Source organism: Nostoc sp. (genome assembly GCF_036917435.1).
Classification (GTDB): Bacteria; Cyanobacteriota; Cyanobacteriia; order Cyanobacteriales; family Nostocaceae; genus Nostoc.
In genome coordinates, this window is sequence record NZ_JBALDM010000031.1 from 23,171 (window position 1) to 38,689 (window position 15,519).

11 protein-coding genes are annotated in these 15,519 nt (G+C 43.1%); 3 read left to right on the top strand and 8 right to left on the bottom strand.

The window, feature by feature from the left end:
• Nucleotides 1–115 precede the first annotated feature (115 nt).
• The 3 genes from glgB to V7K98_RS13090 are packed head-to-tail and all read right to left on the bottom strand — an operon-like array spanning nucleotide 116 to nucleotide 2,973.
• Complete coding sequence (gene glgB / locus V7K98_RS13080; protein ID WP_335022374.1) at nucleotides 116–2,407, bottom strand: 1,4-alpha-glucan branching enzyme; 2,292 nt, start codon at nucleotides 2,405–2,407, stop codon at nucleotides 116–118.
• A 51-nt stretch (nucleotides 2,408–2,458) separates the two neighbouring features.
• Complete coding sequence (locus V7K98_RS13085) at nucleotides 2,459–2,581, bottom strand: hypothetical protein (RefSeq protein WP_335022376.1); 123 nt, start codon at nucleotides 2,579–2,581, stop codon at nucleotides 2,459–2,461.
• Between the two features lie 59 nt (nucleotides 2,582–2,640).
• The gene (locus tag V7K98_RS13090; RefSeq protein ID WP_335022378.1) at nucleotides 2,641–2,973 is read right to left on the bottom strand and encodes a hypothetical protein; all 333 of its coding nucleotides are present in this window, start codon (nucleotides 2,971–2,973) and stop codon (nucleotides 2,641–2,643) included.
• 26 nt (nucleotides 2,974–2,999) lie between these two features.
• On the opposite strand from V7K98_RS13090, the gene V7K98_RS13095 reads away from it, so the two are divergent.
• Nucleotides 3,000–3,185 carry a hypothetical protein gene (locus V7K98_RS13095; protein ID WP_335022380.1) on the top strand — a complete coding sequence of 62 codons (186 nt, stop codon included), beginning with the start codon at nucleotides 3,000–3,002 and terminating at the stop codon, nucleotides 3,183–3,185.
• 347 nt (nucleotides 3,186–3,532) lie between these two features.
• On the opposite strand, the gene V7K98_RS13100 is transcribed toward V7K98_RS13095, so the two are convergent.
• The gene (locus V7K98_RS13100; protein WP_335022382.1) at nucleotides 3,533–3,754 is read right to left on the bottom strand and encodes a hypothetical protein; all 222 of its coding nucleotides are present in this window, start codon (nucleotides 3,752–3,754) and stop codon (nucleotides 3,533–3,535) included.
• Between the two features lie 611 nt (nucleotides 3,755–4,365).
• Here V7K98_RS13100 and V7K98_RS13105 point away from each other — a divergent pair.
• Nucleotides 4,366–5,040 (top strand): hypothetical protein, encoded by a 675-nt coding sequence (locus V7K98_RS13105; RefSeq protein ID WP_335022384.1) that lies wholly within the window; start codon nucleotides 4,366–4,368, stop codon nucleotides 5,038–5,040.
• Nucleotides 5,041–5,355: 315 nt separating this feature from the next.
• On the top strand, nucleotides 5,356–7,029 hold the full coding sequence (locus V7K98_RS13110) for a peptidoglycan D,D-transpeptidase FtsI family protein (protein ID WP_335022386.1): 1,674 nt from the start codon (nucleotides 5,356–5,358) through the stop codon (nucleotides 7,027–7,029).
• A gap of 148 nt (nucleotides 7,030–7,177) precedes the next feature.
• On the opposite strand, the gene V7K98_RS13115 is transcribed toward V7K98_RS13110, so the two are convergent.
• The 4 genes from V7K98_RS13115 to vnfD all read right to left on the bottom strand — a co-directional run bounded on the left by V7K98_RS13115 (nucleotide 7,178) and on the right by vnfD (nucleotide 14,702).
• Nucleotides 7,178–8,524 (bottom strand): nitrogenase component 1, encoded by a 1,347-nt coding sequence (locus V7K98_RS13115; RefSeq protein ID WP_335022388.1) that lies wholly within the window; start codon nucleotides 8,522–8,524, stop codon nucleotides 7,178–7,180.
• 644 nt (nucleotides 8,525–9,168) lie between these two features.
• Entirely contained in the window at nucleotides 9,169–10,698 is a 1,530-nt protein-coding gene (locus tag V7K98_RS13120) for a nitrogenase component 1 (RefSeq protein ID WP_335022390.1), read from the bottom strand.
• A 129-nt stretch (nucleotides 10,699–10,827) separates the two neighbouring features.
• The gene (gene vnfK / locus V7K98_RS13125; protein ID WP_335022392.1) at nucleotides 10,828–12,213 is read right to left on the bottom strand and encodes a V-containing nitrogenase subunit beta; all 1,386 of its coding nucleotides are present in this window, start codon (nucleotides 12,211–12,213) and stop codon (nucleotides 10,828–10,830) included.
• Between the two features lie 398 nt (nucleotides 12,214–12,611).
• Nucleotides 12,612–14,702 carry a nitrogenase vanadium-iron protein, alpha chain gene (vnfD, locus tag V7K98_RS13130; RefSeq protein WP_335022394.1) on the bottom strand — a complete coding sequence of 697 codons (2,091 nt, stop codon included), beginning with the start codon at nucleotides 14,700–14,702 and terminating at the stop codon, nucleotides 12,612–12,614.
• Nucleotides 14,703–15,519 lie beyond the last annotated feature (817 nt).

The window sequence follows — 15,519 nt, forward strand, 5'->3', positions numbered from 1 at the left end:
TTACAAATAAGCTTATTAAATAATTATAAACGCAGAGGTAATACTTTTTTACTTTAAAGCCTACAGGACTGACCATCAAAAATAGTTTTGGGTGGGCATTGCCCACCCAAAAATGTTATCCAATCACCTCAGCAGTCTTCTTCTTATCCAATTTGAGAATCAACACTCCCAAAGGTGGCAAACACAAATCCAACGAATAAGGACGACTATGCAATGACCAATCATCTGTCCACTTACCGCCTAAGTTGCCCATATTGCTGCCGCCATACTGACGCGCATCACTATTGAACAACTCAGTATAAAATCCCTTTTGCGGTACACCAATGCGGTAGTGAGAATGGGGTTGCGGTGTAAAATTGCAAACCACGATCGCAAAATCATCAGAATCCTTGTCACGACGCATAAAAGAAACTACACTATGGCGGTTGTCGCTACAGTCAATCCACTCAAACCCAGGTTCAGCAAAATCCTGAGTGTACAAAACTGGTTCAGAACGGTAAAGATGGTTCAATTCCTGGAAAAACGTTTTTAACTTTTGGTGAGCTTCATTCTGCAATAAATGCCACTCCAAATCTGCCCAAGCATTCCACTCACTCCACTGCCCAAACTCCATACTCATAAACATGGTTTTCTTGCCTGGGTGAGCAAACATATAGCTAAATAAACAACGTACATTAGCTAACTTCTGCCATGTATCCCCCGGCATTTTACCGATGATATTGCTCTTGCCATGCACCACTTCATCGTGAGACAGGGCCAACATGAAGTTCTCACTGTGGTTGTACCACATACTAAAGGTGATATTGTTTTGGTGGAACTGACGAAACCAGGGATCCATGCTGAAATAATCCAGCATATCGTGCATCCACCCCATATCCCACTTCAAGTTAAAGCCTAATCCGCCTGTGTAGGTGGGCCAAGATACCATTGGCCAAGAAGTAGATTCTTCAGCAATTGAGAGAATGCCAGGGAAATAGCTAAAGATAGTGTGATTTACCTGACGCAGAAAGTCTGCTGCTTCTAAGTTTTCTCTGCCACCATACTGATTTGGCAGCCATTCTCCTGGTTCGCGGCAATAGTCGTTATAGAGCATCGAGGCAACAGCATCGACACGAATCCCGTCAATGTGATACTTGTCAAACCAAAAAAGGGCATTTGCTGCTAAGAAATTACAGACTTCATGGCGACCGTAGTTGAACACCAAAGTACCCCATCCTTTGTGTTCGCCTTTGCGGGGGTCAGCGTGTTCGTAGAGGTGGCTACCATCAAAGAAAGCTAAACCATGTCCATCTTTGGGGAAGTGGCCAGGAACCCAATCTACAATTATCCCTATATCATTTTGGTGACATTTGTCAACAAAATACATGAAATCTTCGGGGGTTCCAAAACGGGAGGTTGGGGCATAGTACCCAGTTACTTGATAACCCCAAGAACCATCAAAGGGATGCTCCGCAATGGGAAGTATTTCTATATGCGTGTATCCTAATTCTTTGACATAAGGAATGAGTCGCTCGGCTAGTTCCCGGTAGGTAAGGAAACGTGCGCCCGGCTTAAGTTCAGAAACAACAACTACCGGTTCAGTTTCACCATTTGGCAGTTTAGCAGGTTCAGCACTAGAAGCGTGTAACCAAGAGCCTAAATGCACTTCATAAACTGAGACAGGCTGCGTAAGTGGTTCAGTGCGCCGCCGCTTTGCCATCCAGTTTTCGTCATCCCAACTGTAGGCATCTAAATCAGTGACAATAGATGCCGTTTTCGGGCGGGGTTCCTGCTGAAAACCGTAGGGATCGGATTTTTCGTAAATGTGTCCTTCAAAATTTTTGATTTCATATTTGTAATGCTCTCCCACACCGATTTCAGGAATAAACAACTCCCAAATTCCGGTGGGGCCTTTACGCATCTGGTGTTTCCGCCCATCCCAGAGGTTGAAATCTCCGAGCAATGAAACATTACGGGCGTTGGGTGCCCAAACTGCAAAATAAACGCCTTTAACGCCGGCTATTTCCGTGGGGTGCGCTCCCAATTTTTCGTATATTCGGTGATGGTTCCCTTCACTAAACAAATGCAAGTCAAAGTCTGTCAAGTTGGGAGAACGGAAGGCGTAAGGGTCATAAGTGACACGCTCATTTTCCCCTTCTTTAATCCGTAACTGGTAGTTTGCCAGTTCTGCGGTTTCAATAGTGCATTCAAAAAAATGGGGATGATGCACTGCTTGCATTGGGTATTCTTTCCTTTGTTCAGGAACAACCACCCATACTGCACTTGCATTTGGTAGGTAGGCCCGCACAGCCCAAATAGTTTTGCCGTCTTGTTCTATGGGATGAGAACCTAGTATTTCAAAGGGATCGTTATGCTGATTCCAAACGATGCTGTTAACCTGCTCAGGGGCGATCGTGGTCATGGACATGAAGCTACCTAAGTGAAATAACGTGATTGACTAAATCTACTTTTTTAATATCTATATATATTCTTTACATTTATTTGCAATTTTGTCGCCACCGTTATCGTACATCAGAATGGGGCATTGGGCATTGGGCATTGGGCATTGGGCATTGGGCATTGGGCATTGGGCATTGGGCATTGGGCATTGGGCATTGGGAATTGAGCATTGGGCATTGGGAATTGGGAATAAGTAATTTATCAAAAATTTAAAAATGGGAAAAACTGAAGTAATGTTTTACGTAGGCGAAGCAAGAAAATCTGATCCCGAATTTTTGGGTCTAGTTTTGGTGGTGGGACTTCTTGAAGCTGCGCCTGTAATTGTATGTATTCGGAAGCTGTTAGGGATCTTCCATCAATTGGCGATCGCGCTTCTATGATAATCTTTGTCCTTAATATTTCCTCTGGCGTATCCTCTGGTGGCGGTAATGCTATGACTATTGCTCCCCAATTGCCACTTAGCACAATAAAAGTTGCAATAATCACAATCAATCCAAAGATTTTTACTGACTTTCCCGCTTTAACTCTCCCCATTGCCTAAACTGCGTTCACAACACAGCATGAAAATCTGTTTCCCAATTCCCAATTCCCAATTCCCCATTCCCAATTCCCCATTCCCCATTCCCCATTCCCAATTCCCAATTCCCAATAAAAATCTGGCAACATCAAGGCATATCACTATGTCTCTTCTAACACAGAATAGACTACAGGGAATGCTCTTGAGCAATTGCCAGCGATCGCAATGAATTATTTTGTCCTCTCAAAACTTAGGAGTCTAAGCCATTCTAAACGCTAAATCAGGGAAATATTTTACCCCCAAGATGGCTTAGATATATAGAACTTAACTCCTTTTCCTTGGAATAAGGTTCGGTCAGGCGAGAATTTCAGGCGGATACTGGTTGAGGAAGTAATCTTCATCACCAGTATCCTTTGCTTACTGCCCTACTTAGCTGATATTTGAGCAAACTCTGGGCTTCTGATACACCAATAGAAAGATAAATTTCTAGATGAACCTCATTAATCCAAGCTATATGGTGACGAACATTGTTACTAAGCTGTTTTTGGCATGATTTAAACTAAAGCTTAAAATGCCTTATTTAGGAGTAGCAGTAGGAGATTTAGGAGTTGCTGCGGGGGTAGTTGCGGGAGTAGCTGGGGCAGTAGCAGCAGGTGTAGACCCAGCAGGTGCATCAGTTGGTTCACCTGTAGCAGATGGAGTACTAGTACCACCACCACCAGCACCACCGCCTTCACAGGCACCGAGAATTGTAGCCAGACTTAACATTAGAGCAAAACCAAAGATTTTTGTTTTCATAACTCCTCTTTCACCAATTGTGGCTAGAACAATTTTTCGCCTGTTCAATACGATACCGTATTTATTGCTTTTTTTTTAAATGCTAGAAGATTACATGCTAAAAAAAACAATCCTTTGGGGTATTCTTTTTCAGATTATTTATCATTCAGCCATCTGATTAGTTTCTCTTAACTCAGGAGTAAAACAGAAATTCCCGGATTTTCTAGCAAACCGAGCTATCATAGCAAAAATTTTATCAAACATAATTCAGGAGTCAGGAGTCAGAATGGGCTAAACCTTAGCTATCCGCTAACAGCAATGAATTCTTTCCGAGTCGCGGATCTGAATCCCCGACTGATTGATTCTGACTTCTAAATTCTTCTTCAATTTTTCATGGAGTATTGCACCTTGCTGCCCCGCATTGCCATACTTTAAGTGCGATACCTAAAGGAGAAGCTGTCCAGTTGCTAATTACTGATTGCAAACATTGGTACAGCTACCCATTAGAACAGTTAAAAGGGTGTAGTCTGTTATGTGTGCTTATTGCCCACAGAAGGGGATTGTAACCTTAGCAAAAACAGACAATCAAGAAAATCAATCTAAAGTACAGTATTTTTCATCTCAAAAAATTTATGGTAGTTGCTCGTAAATCTGCTGTTTCTACAAAGGGTAATTGGTTCCGGCGAGATTCTATCCTTTCTTTAGGGAGGCGACGCTCTAAGCCTACGGAGTTGTCAGCAAGGAGCGCTTCTATACCAGCGACCCCAGCCACACCCGCATCCTCTACAAGACAACGGCGTTCCACAAATCAGGCAGCTATACCCAAATCGGTGAAAGAGTTGGGTAAACAACAAATGCCAAATCTTAATGAGCGCTCCAGCGCAACTCAGAAGAGTTTAGGGGTAGATTTTCTTCGCCTTCCCACAACGCCTAATTCTGGAACAGCACCTTTATGGGTGTTGCGCTTGTACACCTTTCATCGTTATTCAACAGTTTTGGCGTTTTTGTTAGTAGCATCAACACTTGCTGTTTATGGCTGGACGGTATATTCTCAAGAGCTTTGGGGTAAGTCATATCGCAGACTGCAAAACCTCCAACGTCATGAACGGATGTTAACGACAACCAATGCCACGTTGACAAATAAAATGGCTAAGGAAGCGGAACAACCAGCAACAGGGCTTGTATCGCCAACTCCTCAAGGGATGATTTTCTTGTCTCCACCATCTCATAGTCCTAAACCAGCATCGTCTAACATAACCCCAAGTTCCCAAACGCAACAGCAAAGGCTCTCGCCACTGGGATACTAATCGTAATTAGTAATCACCCTTGTTCAGCTTTTGCGCTTTATTTTGAAGAATTGGTAACAGGCTAAAAGTCATTAGTCATTTGTCATTAGTCATTAGGACTCAGACTTGTGGCTTGTGACAAAAGACAAATGACAAAGGACAAACTTAATGCAGAAGTCACCAACAAGCAGAACAAAATTAAGAAAGTTTCGGAATCCAGTATTCAAAAGGCAACCGAAGGGTTCTAAACAAGGGTTGTTGAGGACACTTTTCTCTAATATCCAAAACCAAACATCTAATACCAAGTCTCGACTGTTTATAGTCTGGGGCGTATTAATGACAGCAGGGTTGGGGCTAGGTATCAACTTATATAATCTGCAAATTGTCAAGGGGTCAAAGTTAACTCAGCAGGCACGAAACCAGCAAATGGTAAATTTGCGACCTTTTATGCCCCGTCGCCCAGTAGTAGATCGCAATAATAATCTGTTGGCTATTGACCGTCCTGTATATACTTTGTACGCTCATCCTAAGCTGTTTGATAAGTCTAATGAAGAGATGGCAGAGCGGCTTGCCCCAATATTGGCAAAAGATACTGCTGACTTGGTGAAAACTTTTCAAAGCAAAAGAAGCGGAATTATACTTGCTCCAGCCCTACCAGAAGAAATTATCGATCGCGTGACTTCTTTGCGCTTAAATGGCTTAGAGTTAATTGAAAAATACTCCCGATTTTATCCGCCAGACGATTTGGTTTCTGACGTGGTGGGCTACGTGAATCTTGACCGTCGTGGTCAAGCAGGGGTGGAATACTCTCAAGAGAAGTTATTAGAACGTCCTGTGCAAACGGTACGTCTCAGTCGTGATGGTAACGGGGTTGTGATGCCTAATCATGCCCCGGAAGGTTTTTTGCATTTTGATGATTTGCGACTGCAACTGACTATTGATAGCCGTCTGCAACGAATTGCCCGCGTTGCGCTCAAACAACAAATGGAGAAGTTTGACGCTAAACGTGGGGCGGTAATTGTGATGGATGCCTTGGATGGTTCCTTACTCGCCCTGGTTTCTCAGCCTACCTATAACCCTAATGAATATGCGAAAGCTAATATTTCGCTATTTAAAAACTGGACGGTAGCGGATCTTTATGAACCGGGATCGACTTTTAAGCCTTTGAATGTGGCGATCGCTCTAGAAAATGGCATCATCAAACCAGATGATATGTTTAATGACTCCGGTTCTATTCGAGTAGCTAATTACACCATCAAAAATGCCATGAATAATGGTAATGGGCGAATCAGCATCGCTCAGATTTTACAATATTCCAGCAACATTGGCATGGTGCAAATTATCCAACGCTTAAAGCCTTCAATCTACTACAACTGGCTAGAACGCTTGGGGTTAGGACAAAAAGTTGATACAGATTTACCTTTTGAAGTTGGCGGCCGCCTTAAAAGTCAAGAAGAATTTATTGCCTCGCCAATTGAACCAGCTACTACTTCCTTTGGGCAAGGCTTTTCTATGACACCATTACAGTTAGTACAAATGCACGGTGCTTTAGCCAATGGTGGTAAGTTGGTTACACCTCATGTAGTTCGAGGGCTGATTGATACCAAAGGGCAGATGCATGATTCACCCACTCGCACTATCCCACGCCAAATTTTCTCAGCCGCAACAGCCCAAAAGGTTGTAGAAATGATGGAAACTGTTGTTAATGAAGGCAGTGGTAAGGCGGCACAAATTCCCGGATATCGCATTGCTGGTAAAACTGGTACAGCCCAAAAAGCTAGTCCTAATGGCGGCTACATCAAGGGTGCTAGAATGACCAGCTTTGTGGCTATTTTACCAGTGGAATCTCCTCGCTATGTAGTGTTTGCACTGGTGGATGAGCCAAAAGGAGAAAGTGCTTATGGTTCTACTGTCGCCGCACCAATTGTAAAGTCGGTAATCGAAGCACTGATTCCTCTTGAAGAGATTCCGCCTAGTAAGGCAGTTGAGCAACAGCCGAAAACGCCATAGGTGAAAAATTGATATTATTAGATAAAAAGCCAAGGACTTCTCGATAAGTAGCAAGAATTGATTATCTGGAAGTAACTAAAAAACGTCGTGCAATACTTGTTGATAACTCTACATTAGAATATCAAAACATTCTTGACATAATACTTTTCTATGTCCAATGAATCTCTTTTGAACGAAAAGCTCTATCCCAATCGTTAGCAATCACTTCCATGATATTGATCATGCCTTCATAGCCAAAATATGGCTTGTCAACATAGGTTTCTCTGTTAGTGGGACTAAATACATCAAAAGCAATTTTGATTCCCAATTCCTCTGCCATGTATTTTTCCCATGCCGAACCAATCACAGCATCAACACCAAACTCTTCTAAGGTCTGTTTTACTTGATAGCCATCTGCCGAAAATACTACGCGGGAAGTAAGACCGAGGCTGTGCAGTTCTCGCTCCAGAATTGAACGAGAATCAGGCATTGCTGAACGAAATAATAAGACTTCTGGAATCATCTCTAATTCTTCAAAGAGCATTCTGACTAGTCCAATACCAAGCGTTCCATCCGCAGATACGGCAATTCTACAATTACGATATCGGGGAATAATCATCAATGCTCGTTTGCGAAGTGTATCTACGACCATTTCTTCGCCTTGTTTAATTAGTGGTTCGACAAATTTTTCTTCAATCTTGAAATGTGCCGCCAATGCCTTCAACCATCGGCTAGTGTTGTTTACACCCACTGGTAAAGGTATATCATCAAGGATCAAAGGAATGTCATGGGTCTGTTGCATTTTCCGAGCAAACTTATACCCAACATCATGACTGAGAACAATATTAGCTGTTGCCTCACCAGCTAGCTCCAGTTCTTCAAATGAGGTATTATGAGAGAAGACTGTCTGTACTCTAATCCTTAAAGATTTTAACGTCTTTTTTACCCATTCCAAATCAGCCCACCAAGTAGGATTCAAATTTGCTTGTGGCGCAATGATATTTACAATCCTTGGCTTCCTGCCCCTTCTCTTCGTCTGCCTTTTTTTGATAAAAGGAAGTAAAGCATCCATTCCCATCTCCAAGCCATCGTAAGCATTGCCCCGAAACCCACCAGCCATTAAAGGAACGAGTTTAGCTTTAATATCTGGCTGAAGCTGGTTGCACAATCCCGCAATATCTTCACCAATGATGTCTGCCGCACAAGTCCCAACGACAAACATCACCTTAGAATCAAAAGATTGATCTGCCTCTTTAATCATCCCTTTAAGTTTCTCAGATGCTCCCATCACAATGTCTGACTCAAAAAGACGAGTACAACCTACTTTCCGCTTGGTGAAATCAACCTCATGAGCGTCATACCCAGCTGCAACAGTAGACGCACAACCCTGTGGAGACTGAATCACAATACTCACATCTTTAATGCCAGCGACCGTAGTTGCAATACCTTCAAGGGCACAGCCAACTACTGGGTCTTTACTATGGTTACAATTGTCAAAAGTTGTTTCAGCAGACATTTTTTCCTTCCTATTTTTCTAAGGTTTGACTCTGGTAAATGCGTTTCACGCGGACTGTAGCGACTTCTGCCTTGATGTTTTGGTGTTTTGTGCAGCCTGTAACGGCTTCTGTTTTCCCTGTAGCGACTTCTGCCTTGACGTTTCCGTATTTCGCGCAGCCTGTAACGGCTTCCGTCTCGACATTTCCGTGTTTCGCGCAGCCTGTAGCGACTTCTGCCTTAATGTTTTGGTGTTTTGTGCAACCTGTAACGGCTTCTGTTTTCCCTGTAGCGACTTCTGCCTTGACGTTTCCGTGTTTCGCGCAGCCTGTAGCGACTTCCGTCTCGACATTTCCGTGTTTCGCGCAGCCTGTAGCGACTTCTGCCTTGATGTTTCGGTGTTTTGTGCAGCCTGTAACGGCTTCTGTTTTCCCCGTAACGACTTCCGCCTTGACGTTTTCGTATTTCTTGCAGCCTGTAACGGCTTCTGGCTTTACATTTTTGGCTTAAGCCTTGCTCGGATCAAACGCCACCGAATTAGCGTGCAGTGTTTTCCAGTTCTTCAATGCAGCCAGTTCCGGTTTTTTATTAATAATTGCTTGACTTTCAAAACAGTCGCTACAATTTTCTGCGCCTCTGGGTGAGACAAATCCATACTTTTATTTATTACTCGTTCATACATTTTCCCCGTCTCTTCTCTGCATATACGGTACAATCAGGCAAATCTTGAGCTAGTTTTCCAGTCAATGATTGAGCAGATGCTAACCCGGAATTTTTCGGAAATACCATTTGCTTAGTTAAGGAACTACGGGGTCTAAAACTATATTGAAGTGCTGTTTTAATACACTTTGCGACCTTTAAGGCTCCGCGATAGCCGAATCTGGGACGATTTAAGATAGCATTTAAATCGACGACAGGAATATGAGGGAAACTCAAGGAAGAACCAAAATATACTACTGAATCTGAATCAAGACCACCAATAAAATCTAGTAATTCATCTTCCGTTTGTTTCATCGACTCGTACTTGCCAAAGGCCAGCGTCCCCTTCGTAATCAGGATTTCCGGGTCTAACCCTGTTTCCAACAAGTAATCTACACTGGTTTCTCGTGCTTCTGTACTCCACGGATGGAAGTTATAAATTACTACACGCATCCCAAAATCACGATCTAACATGTGGGCAAGGGACAAACACTTGATAGCATCGTGTCCTTCAATAATCGCTAACTTTCCTTCTATATAACCCTTAGCTGCTTCAAATTCAGTCTTGATTGCGGCATATTCCCTTTCCATTAGGGCAGCTGCCTGTTCTTCCATCCCTAAATATTTTGCCGCTCCTTCGAGCCATTTTTCTGTAGCGGTGATTCCATAGGGAAGGATAGTAGAATTTAACGGAGTACCGAACTTGTCTGACATGGCTTTGCCAATGGTATAGCCAAGATCCAAACATAAAGTACAATTAACCGCCGCACTCGGTGCTTGCTTGAGTTCTTCTAAAGTACAATCACCTGCGATGACACTGTGAACCCGTGCGCCCATTCCTTCTATCAATCTTATCAATTCCTTGACATCGGTTTCGACTTCTGTCCTTTCAGGTCCCATCTTTGCACCCACAATATTGACAGCATCGGCTAGTTGTGCTTTCCGTTCTGGAGTTGGCGGCTCCATAAAGTCTACAATTTGCCGAAAGACGATATCAAATCCACTGCGATACTCGCCTGCGAATCCTTCGCAATGTATCGTCATGATCTCAGACTTGATTTCGCTGCGGGCTTTATTCACTACATCATCAACACAGTCGCCAATAATACCAGACGCGCAACTAGTAGCAACAACGATCGCATCGGGATGGTATTTTTCATCTACTTCTCGAATCGCACCTGCTAATTCTTTTTCGCCACCAAAAATTACCGCCTTCTCGCTCATGTTCGTTGTTACCACGGGTTCATAAGGTGAACCACTATTGCGGCTATTGGTTAGTTTATAAGCCCGCTTGACACCATAAGCACAGCCACTCGGCCCGTGAGAAATGACGATCGCATTTTTAATCCCACTTAAAATCTTCGTTGCAGTCCAAAATTTACAGGGGCGGGTATGACTACCTTGTAAACTGGTCTTAATCTTACCCTCTTTTGCCAAGCGATAAAGTTCGCTTAAATTTCCGTAAAATACGACATTCTGATCTATACTTGCAGTCATGATTGATAGTTCTCCAATATTTCATCTTTTTTAACGCAGAGGAACGCTAAGGTTAGCGCAGAGGAACGCAAAGTTTTACTCTGCGCTCCTTTGCGCTTCACTCTGCGTTCCTTTGCGTTTAAACTCGATCTACCAAACGTTTAAGAGCCACTCGCGATCGTGCTTGTTCTCCATATCTGCAAACATGGCGTTAGCAATGTTGTCTGCTAGCCATTCTGCTCCTTTATACCCAATGATTGGGTATTTCCACAGACCTGCGCGGTCAAAGCTGGGAAAGCCAACCCGAACCATCGGAATCTTGTTATCGATAGAAATATATCGACCCTTTGAATGACCTAGAATTAAGTCGATTTCGAGGGATTTATCTTTAATGCGGCGCTCCAATTCCCAGAGGTCTGCATTCCAGATGACTTCGATATCACAGGCTGCTTGCTTCTCCAACTCGGCAATTCTTGGATCTTTGGTGCAGGCTCTGTTGTCGTCTCCCAACAACATCAGCACTGGCTCTAACTCAACTTCTAAGCAGAACTCTGCTAGACCAATTACTAAATCGGGATCTCCGTAAATAGCTACCTTCTTGTTGGCAAAGAACATGTGTGCAAGGTCTGCGATCGCATCAATAGCTTTTCCACGTTCTCTAACCAAAGATTCTGGTATTGCTTTCCCAGTCATTTTGCTGATATTTTGCAGCCAGATGTCAGTATTTTTGATACCAATTGGGGTTGGCCCAAGAATTGCCGGAACTTTGAACTTCTCTTGTAAGAATTCGGCTGCACTACCGCCTTCATATTTACATAAGGCAATAGTTCCCAACGCATTAGCAGAATCAGCGATGTCTTCAATGGTGCTATTCCCAAAGGCAAAACTTGTCTTATCAGGCATCGTGGGCGCATCGAAGGTTTCTGTATCCAGTAAGATGTTTCCTGGAACGTCCATCTCTTTTAAGATGCGCTTAACTTCAGTGACATCTCCAGGGTTAAGCCACCCTGTAATGATGTTCAACTTGCCAGTTGGTTCGCCTTTTTTTGCTAGGGTAGAAATGATTGCGTGTACACCGACATTATAGCCAGTGACTTGAGAGCCTTTGTAACTAGGAGTATGTACAGGAACAAGGATAACCTTGCGATCGGGATAAGTCTCCTTTAAATAGCCGTTAAGCTTGTTAATGGTTCCTTCGATATCGTCCCCAATTGTCTCAGTTGAACAAGTTGTAATAATTGGGATAATCCGTAAATCGGGATATCGTGCGACTAAGGTCTTTACGCCTTCCTCAATCCGTGGCTGTCCTCCAAGAACAGCGCTATTTTCATGGAGTGAAGAAGAAGCAATGTCAAAATTTTCCTTCAAATGCTGGGCAAAGAGGAGGCGAACGAACATACTACACCCCTGTCCTCCATGCACCAAGGGAATACAATCTTTGATTCCGATGGAAGCGTATTCAGCCCCAGCGGGCTGACAGGTAAATATAGGATTGATTATTCCCTTGCGTTCTTTCTGTTTTACGACTAAAGACATTCTATTGACTCCTAGATGGTGTAGAGTTTGTAATTATGTTTGTTTGGCGTTGCCGAACGAAGACATGAATTGAGTTTAAGGAAGTCGAGCGATCGCTGCACCCAACAAGCAAGCTACCCATAACGTCGATTACAGAAGAAAAGTAGAATTGAATTTCGCAAAAGTCTTGAAATCTAGATGAGATGCTTCTGTACTCAAACGGTACGCGGTAAAATGCTAGGAGGGATGAAGAGTTAGGCATAGTCCATCGTAGCGTTAGCGTTAGCTCGCCGCAGCGATCGCTCTTTACCTGTAAGAAATTTTCTGCACAAACACTAACAGGAGTGACAAAACTCTATTTCATGCTCCAATTGAGCAACGCCGTTCGTTGGTTTGGTTGAATTACCGATCTAATTGCTTTAGTAAAGCGAATAATGTAATTCACCATTCTTCGACTTGGTTATTACAATATCAATCAGCATTGCCTTAACAGACTCCAGTACTGCCTTCTTTTGCGAGTTTTCCATGCTATTTAACCATGAAAACCTGATTTCTAGGTCAGCCGAAAGGATCTTCGCATCTGCATAAAAACCCCTTTGGATCAAGCTTTCCAGAACCACCTTTTCTCCAGTCAAGATTTGGGCGGCCATATTGAGAACACCATTGATGTTTTCTTCCCGATCCCATGCACGCGAGTGAAACTGCCACAAACACCGTTCTTGAATTAATTTTGTGACTTCCGCAGCCCGATCTTGAATGTATGACGCGATTTCCTTAGCTTGCGCTTGAACTTGTGGCGCAGTTTCCTTAGCTTGTGGTTGAACTGGCACAATTTCCTTAGCTTGCGCTTGAACTTGTGGTGCAGTTTCCTTAGCTTGTGGTTGAACTGGCACAGCTTCCTTAACTTGCTTTTGAACTTGTGGCGCAACTTCCTTAGCTTGCGCTTGAACTTGTGGCGCAGCTTCCTTGGCTGGCTTTTGAACCTGTGGCGCAGTTTCCTTCGTTGGCTGTTTGACCTGTGCAGTGGCTTCCTTAACTTGCTGTTGAACTAAAGAAACGACTTGCTCAGATAGCTCTTTGGTTACTTTACCGTTGCCATTACCATTGGTACTTGGCAGATTTTTCTCACCACGAATATCAGATTGAGCGAGTTTCATCAAAGGAGAATAAATGGCATTGTACATATCCCGCGCCATATTCACCGCACCTTCAAAACCCATATATGGGCCATTGTGGTAGCCGTGACCATTCACATAAGGCAAATGCAACTTCTTCACCAAAGCACCTACCCTCGGGCCAGTCAACACCAAATCAGGCTTGACCATTTCCAGCACCTCAAAGAACTCCAATTCATTGCCATCATCAATATAGATAGTCCCCTCTTCACCTCTAGCAATGACCTTTTCAAAATCCTCTTGGTGCCCAAACTTCGACGACATCGCCACAACGTGCATCCCCAAATCGTCTTCTAGGGCCTTAGTCCAGTGCCACAAACGCGGGCCACCAGTCCAGATACAGACCTTTTTCCCACTCAAGCGCTCTTTATACCACTCTAACTTCGACTCATATTTAGCAACTTCTTCCGCAATCACCGCTTCGGCTCTATCTTCAATCCCAAAGAAAGCCCCAATTTTGCGTAACCCTTCCTTAGCATAATCAAAGCCCCAAGTATCCACATCGATCCGGGGAATACCATATTTTTTCTTTAACTCATTGGCAATATATCCAGCAGAACGGGCACAGTTAGTCACATTCAACTGCGCTCTGTGCATCCCACGCAATGAGTCATAAGTACCATTTCCGGTAAAATGGGCAATAATTTGGATGCCCATTTTTTCCATGTACTTCTCCATCACAAAGGTATCACCTTGGATGTTGTAGTCACCAATCACATTGATTGTATATGGGCTAGTAATTTCTGGCTCATAAGTTCCTACCTTATCCGTCATCCACCCCATGTTAAACACGTGATGTCCCTTGGATTGACTTACTCCAGCAAAACCAGGACATTCAACGGTGAAAATATCGACATCACCCAATTCTTTTTCTACTTCCTTGACTACAGGCTTGATATCATCGCCAATCAAAGCAGTAGAGCAGGTAGTGTACACCATCATCCGTTTGATGTCAGGAAATTCGGCAAAGGCTTCCAGCATCGCCTTCTTGAGCAGCTTTTCGCCACCGAAGACAACGTGCTGTTCCTTCATGTCCGATGACCAGACATATTTGAGTTGGAAGTTGCCATTGTCGCTGGGATAGCGTTTGGTGTGCCAGGTATCATAAGCACAGCCTACAGGGCCATGTATCAACTGGATGGTGTCTTTGAGGACACCGCCAATTACGAGCTTTGCACCACAGTAGCTGCATCCGCGTTCAGATAATGAGCCGGGAATGGTTTCGACGTGAGCGCTGGGGAGAAACTGGGTTGTATCTTCTCCTTTCTCTTTAATATATATGTGCTTCTCCCGTTCTGGGATGGTTTCGTCGCACTTAAACAACTTCATTGGCATGGCTAGATTGCTCCTTGTGCAAATAGCTGATATCAAGAAATCTACTTTGATATTTCTGTTCTCCGAAGAAAACTTCTTTGACTTCCTTGATTTCAAAATCCTATCAACCTTTCTAATTAATAATAGTAACTCTGATAACAATAACGAAAATAACTATTGGAAAAAGATGGATTAATCTCATTGTAAATAGACAATTCTGTCTAGACTTTAAAACACTATTACCTCTAGATATATAAGATGTTCGACAATATAAATAGACAGACTGTTCTAACTATAAAACAAGAGATAAATGATTGATTTTCTATCTTGATTTTGGATGCCTCACAAAGGAAAAATCGGCGATATTTTATCAACTCTAAATAACAGAATAACCCAATTATTGGCTTTCCGGCTCTTTAGCTAATGACTAATTGTAACCACGAATACTGTTTGTAAATTAATTCCTCAGCGCAAGTAATTTGGCCAGATGTATGATATTCTTTATTTATAGGGAATCTAAACCACTTCATGCACAAAGGATCTCCAAGCACTTGCGCTGTAGTGATGAAGCCAAATCCCATAAATTAACCAATTGTTTGATGAACTGATGGTCTTGCTCCACAAGTTTCTGGAGGATTGTGGAAGTACTTGATCGGTAGCAGTTCTGGAGTTCGGGGGGACTTTGGTCTGCTTGCAGTTCATCAATCACTTTTGGGATAAATCTTTTATTATTTACAGATAGTTTTTTCTTAAATCAATATTATTGGGGATTTACAGCACTTGCTTCAAACAAACTTAATTCAACATCCAGAAGAATGAAATAACCTGGTGTTTTGAA

Excerpts from the sequence above, each read along its gene's own strand:
- V7K98_RS13085 (WP_335022376.1), bottom strand. The coding sequence starts at position 2,581 with ATGCCCAATGCCCAATGCCCAATGCCCAATGCCCAATGCCCAATGCCC.
- vnfK (WP_335022392.1), bottom strand. The coding sequence starts at position 12,213 with ATGTCTTTAGTCGTAAAACAGAAAGAACGCAAGGGAATAATCAATCCT.
- glgB (WP_335022374.1), bottom strand. The coding sequence starts at position 2,407 with ATGTCCATGACCACGATCGCCCCTGAGCAGGTTAACAGCATCGTTTGG.
- V7K98_RS13095 (WP_335022380.1), top strand. The coding sequence starts at position 3,000 with ATGAAAATCTGTTTCCCAATTCCCAATTCCCAATTCCCCATTCCCAAT.
- V7K98_RS13110 (WP_335022386.1), top strand. The coding sequence starts at position 5,356 with ATGACAGCAGGGTTGGGGCTAGGTATCAACTTATATAATCTGCAAATT.
- V7K98_RS13090 (WP_335022378.1), bottom strand. The coding sequence starts at position 2,973 with ATGGGGAGAGTTAAAGCGGGAAAGTCAGTAAAAATCTTTGGATTGATT.
- V7K98_RS13120 (WP_335022390.1), bottom strand. The coding sequence starts at position 10,698 with ATGACTGCAAGTATAGATCAGAATGTCGTATTTTACGGAAATTTAAGC.
- V7K98_RS13100 (WP_335022382.1), bottom strand. The coding sequence starts at position 3,754 with ATGAAAACAAAAATCTTTGGTTTTGCTCTAATGTTAAGTCTGGCTACA.
- V7K98_RS13105 (WP_335022384.1), top strand. The coding sequence starts at position 4,366 with ATGGTAGTTGCTCGTAAATCTGCTGTTTCTACAAAGGGTAATTGGTTC.
- V7K98_RS13115 (WP_335022388.1), bottom strand. The coding sequence starts at position 8,524 with ATGTCTGCTGAAACAACTTTTGACAATTGTAACCATAGTAAAGACCCA.
- vnfD (WP_335022394.1), bottom strand. The coding sequence starts at position 14,702 with ATGCCAATGAAGTTGTTTAAGTGCGACGAAACCATCCCAGAACGGGAG.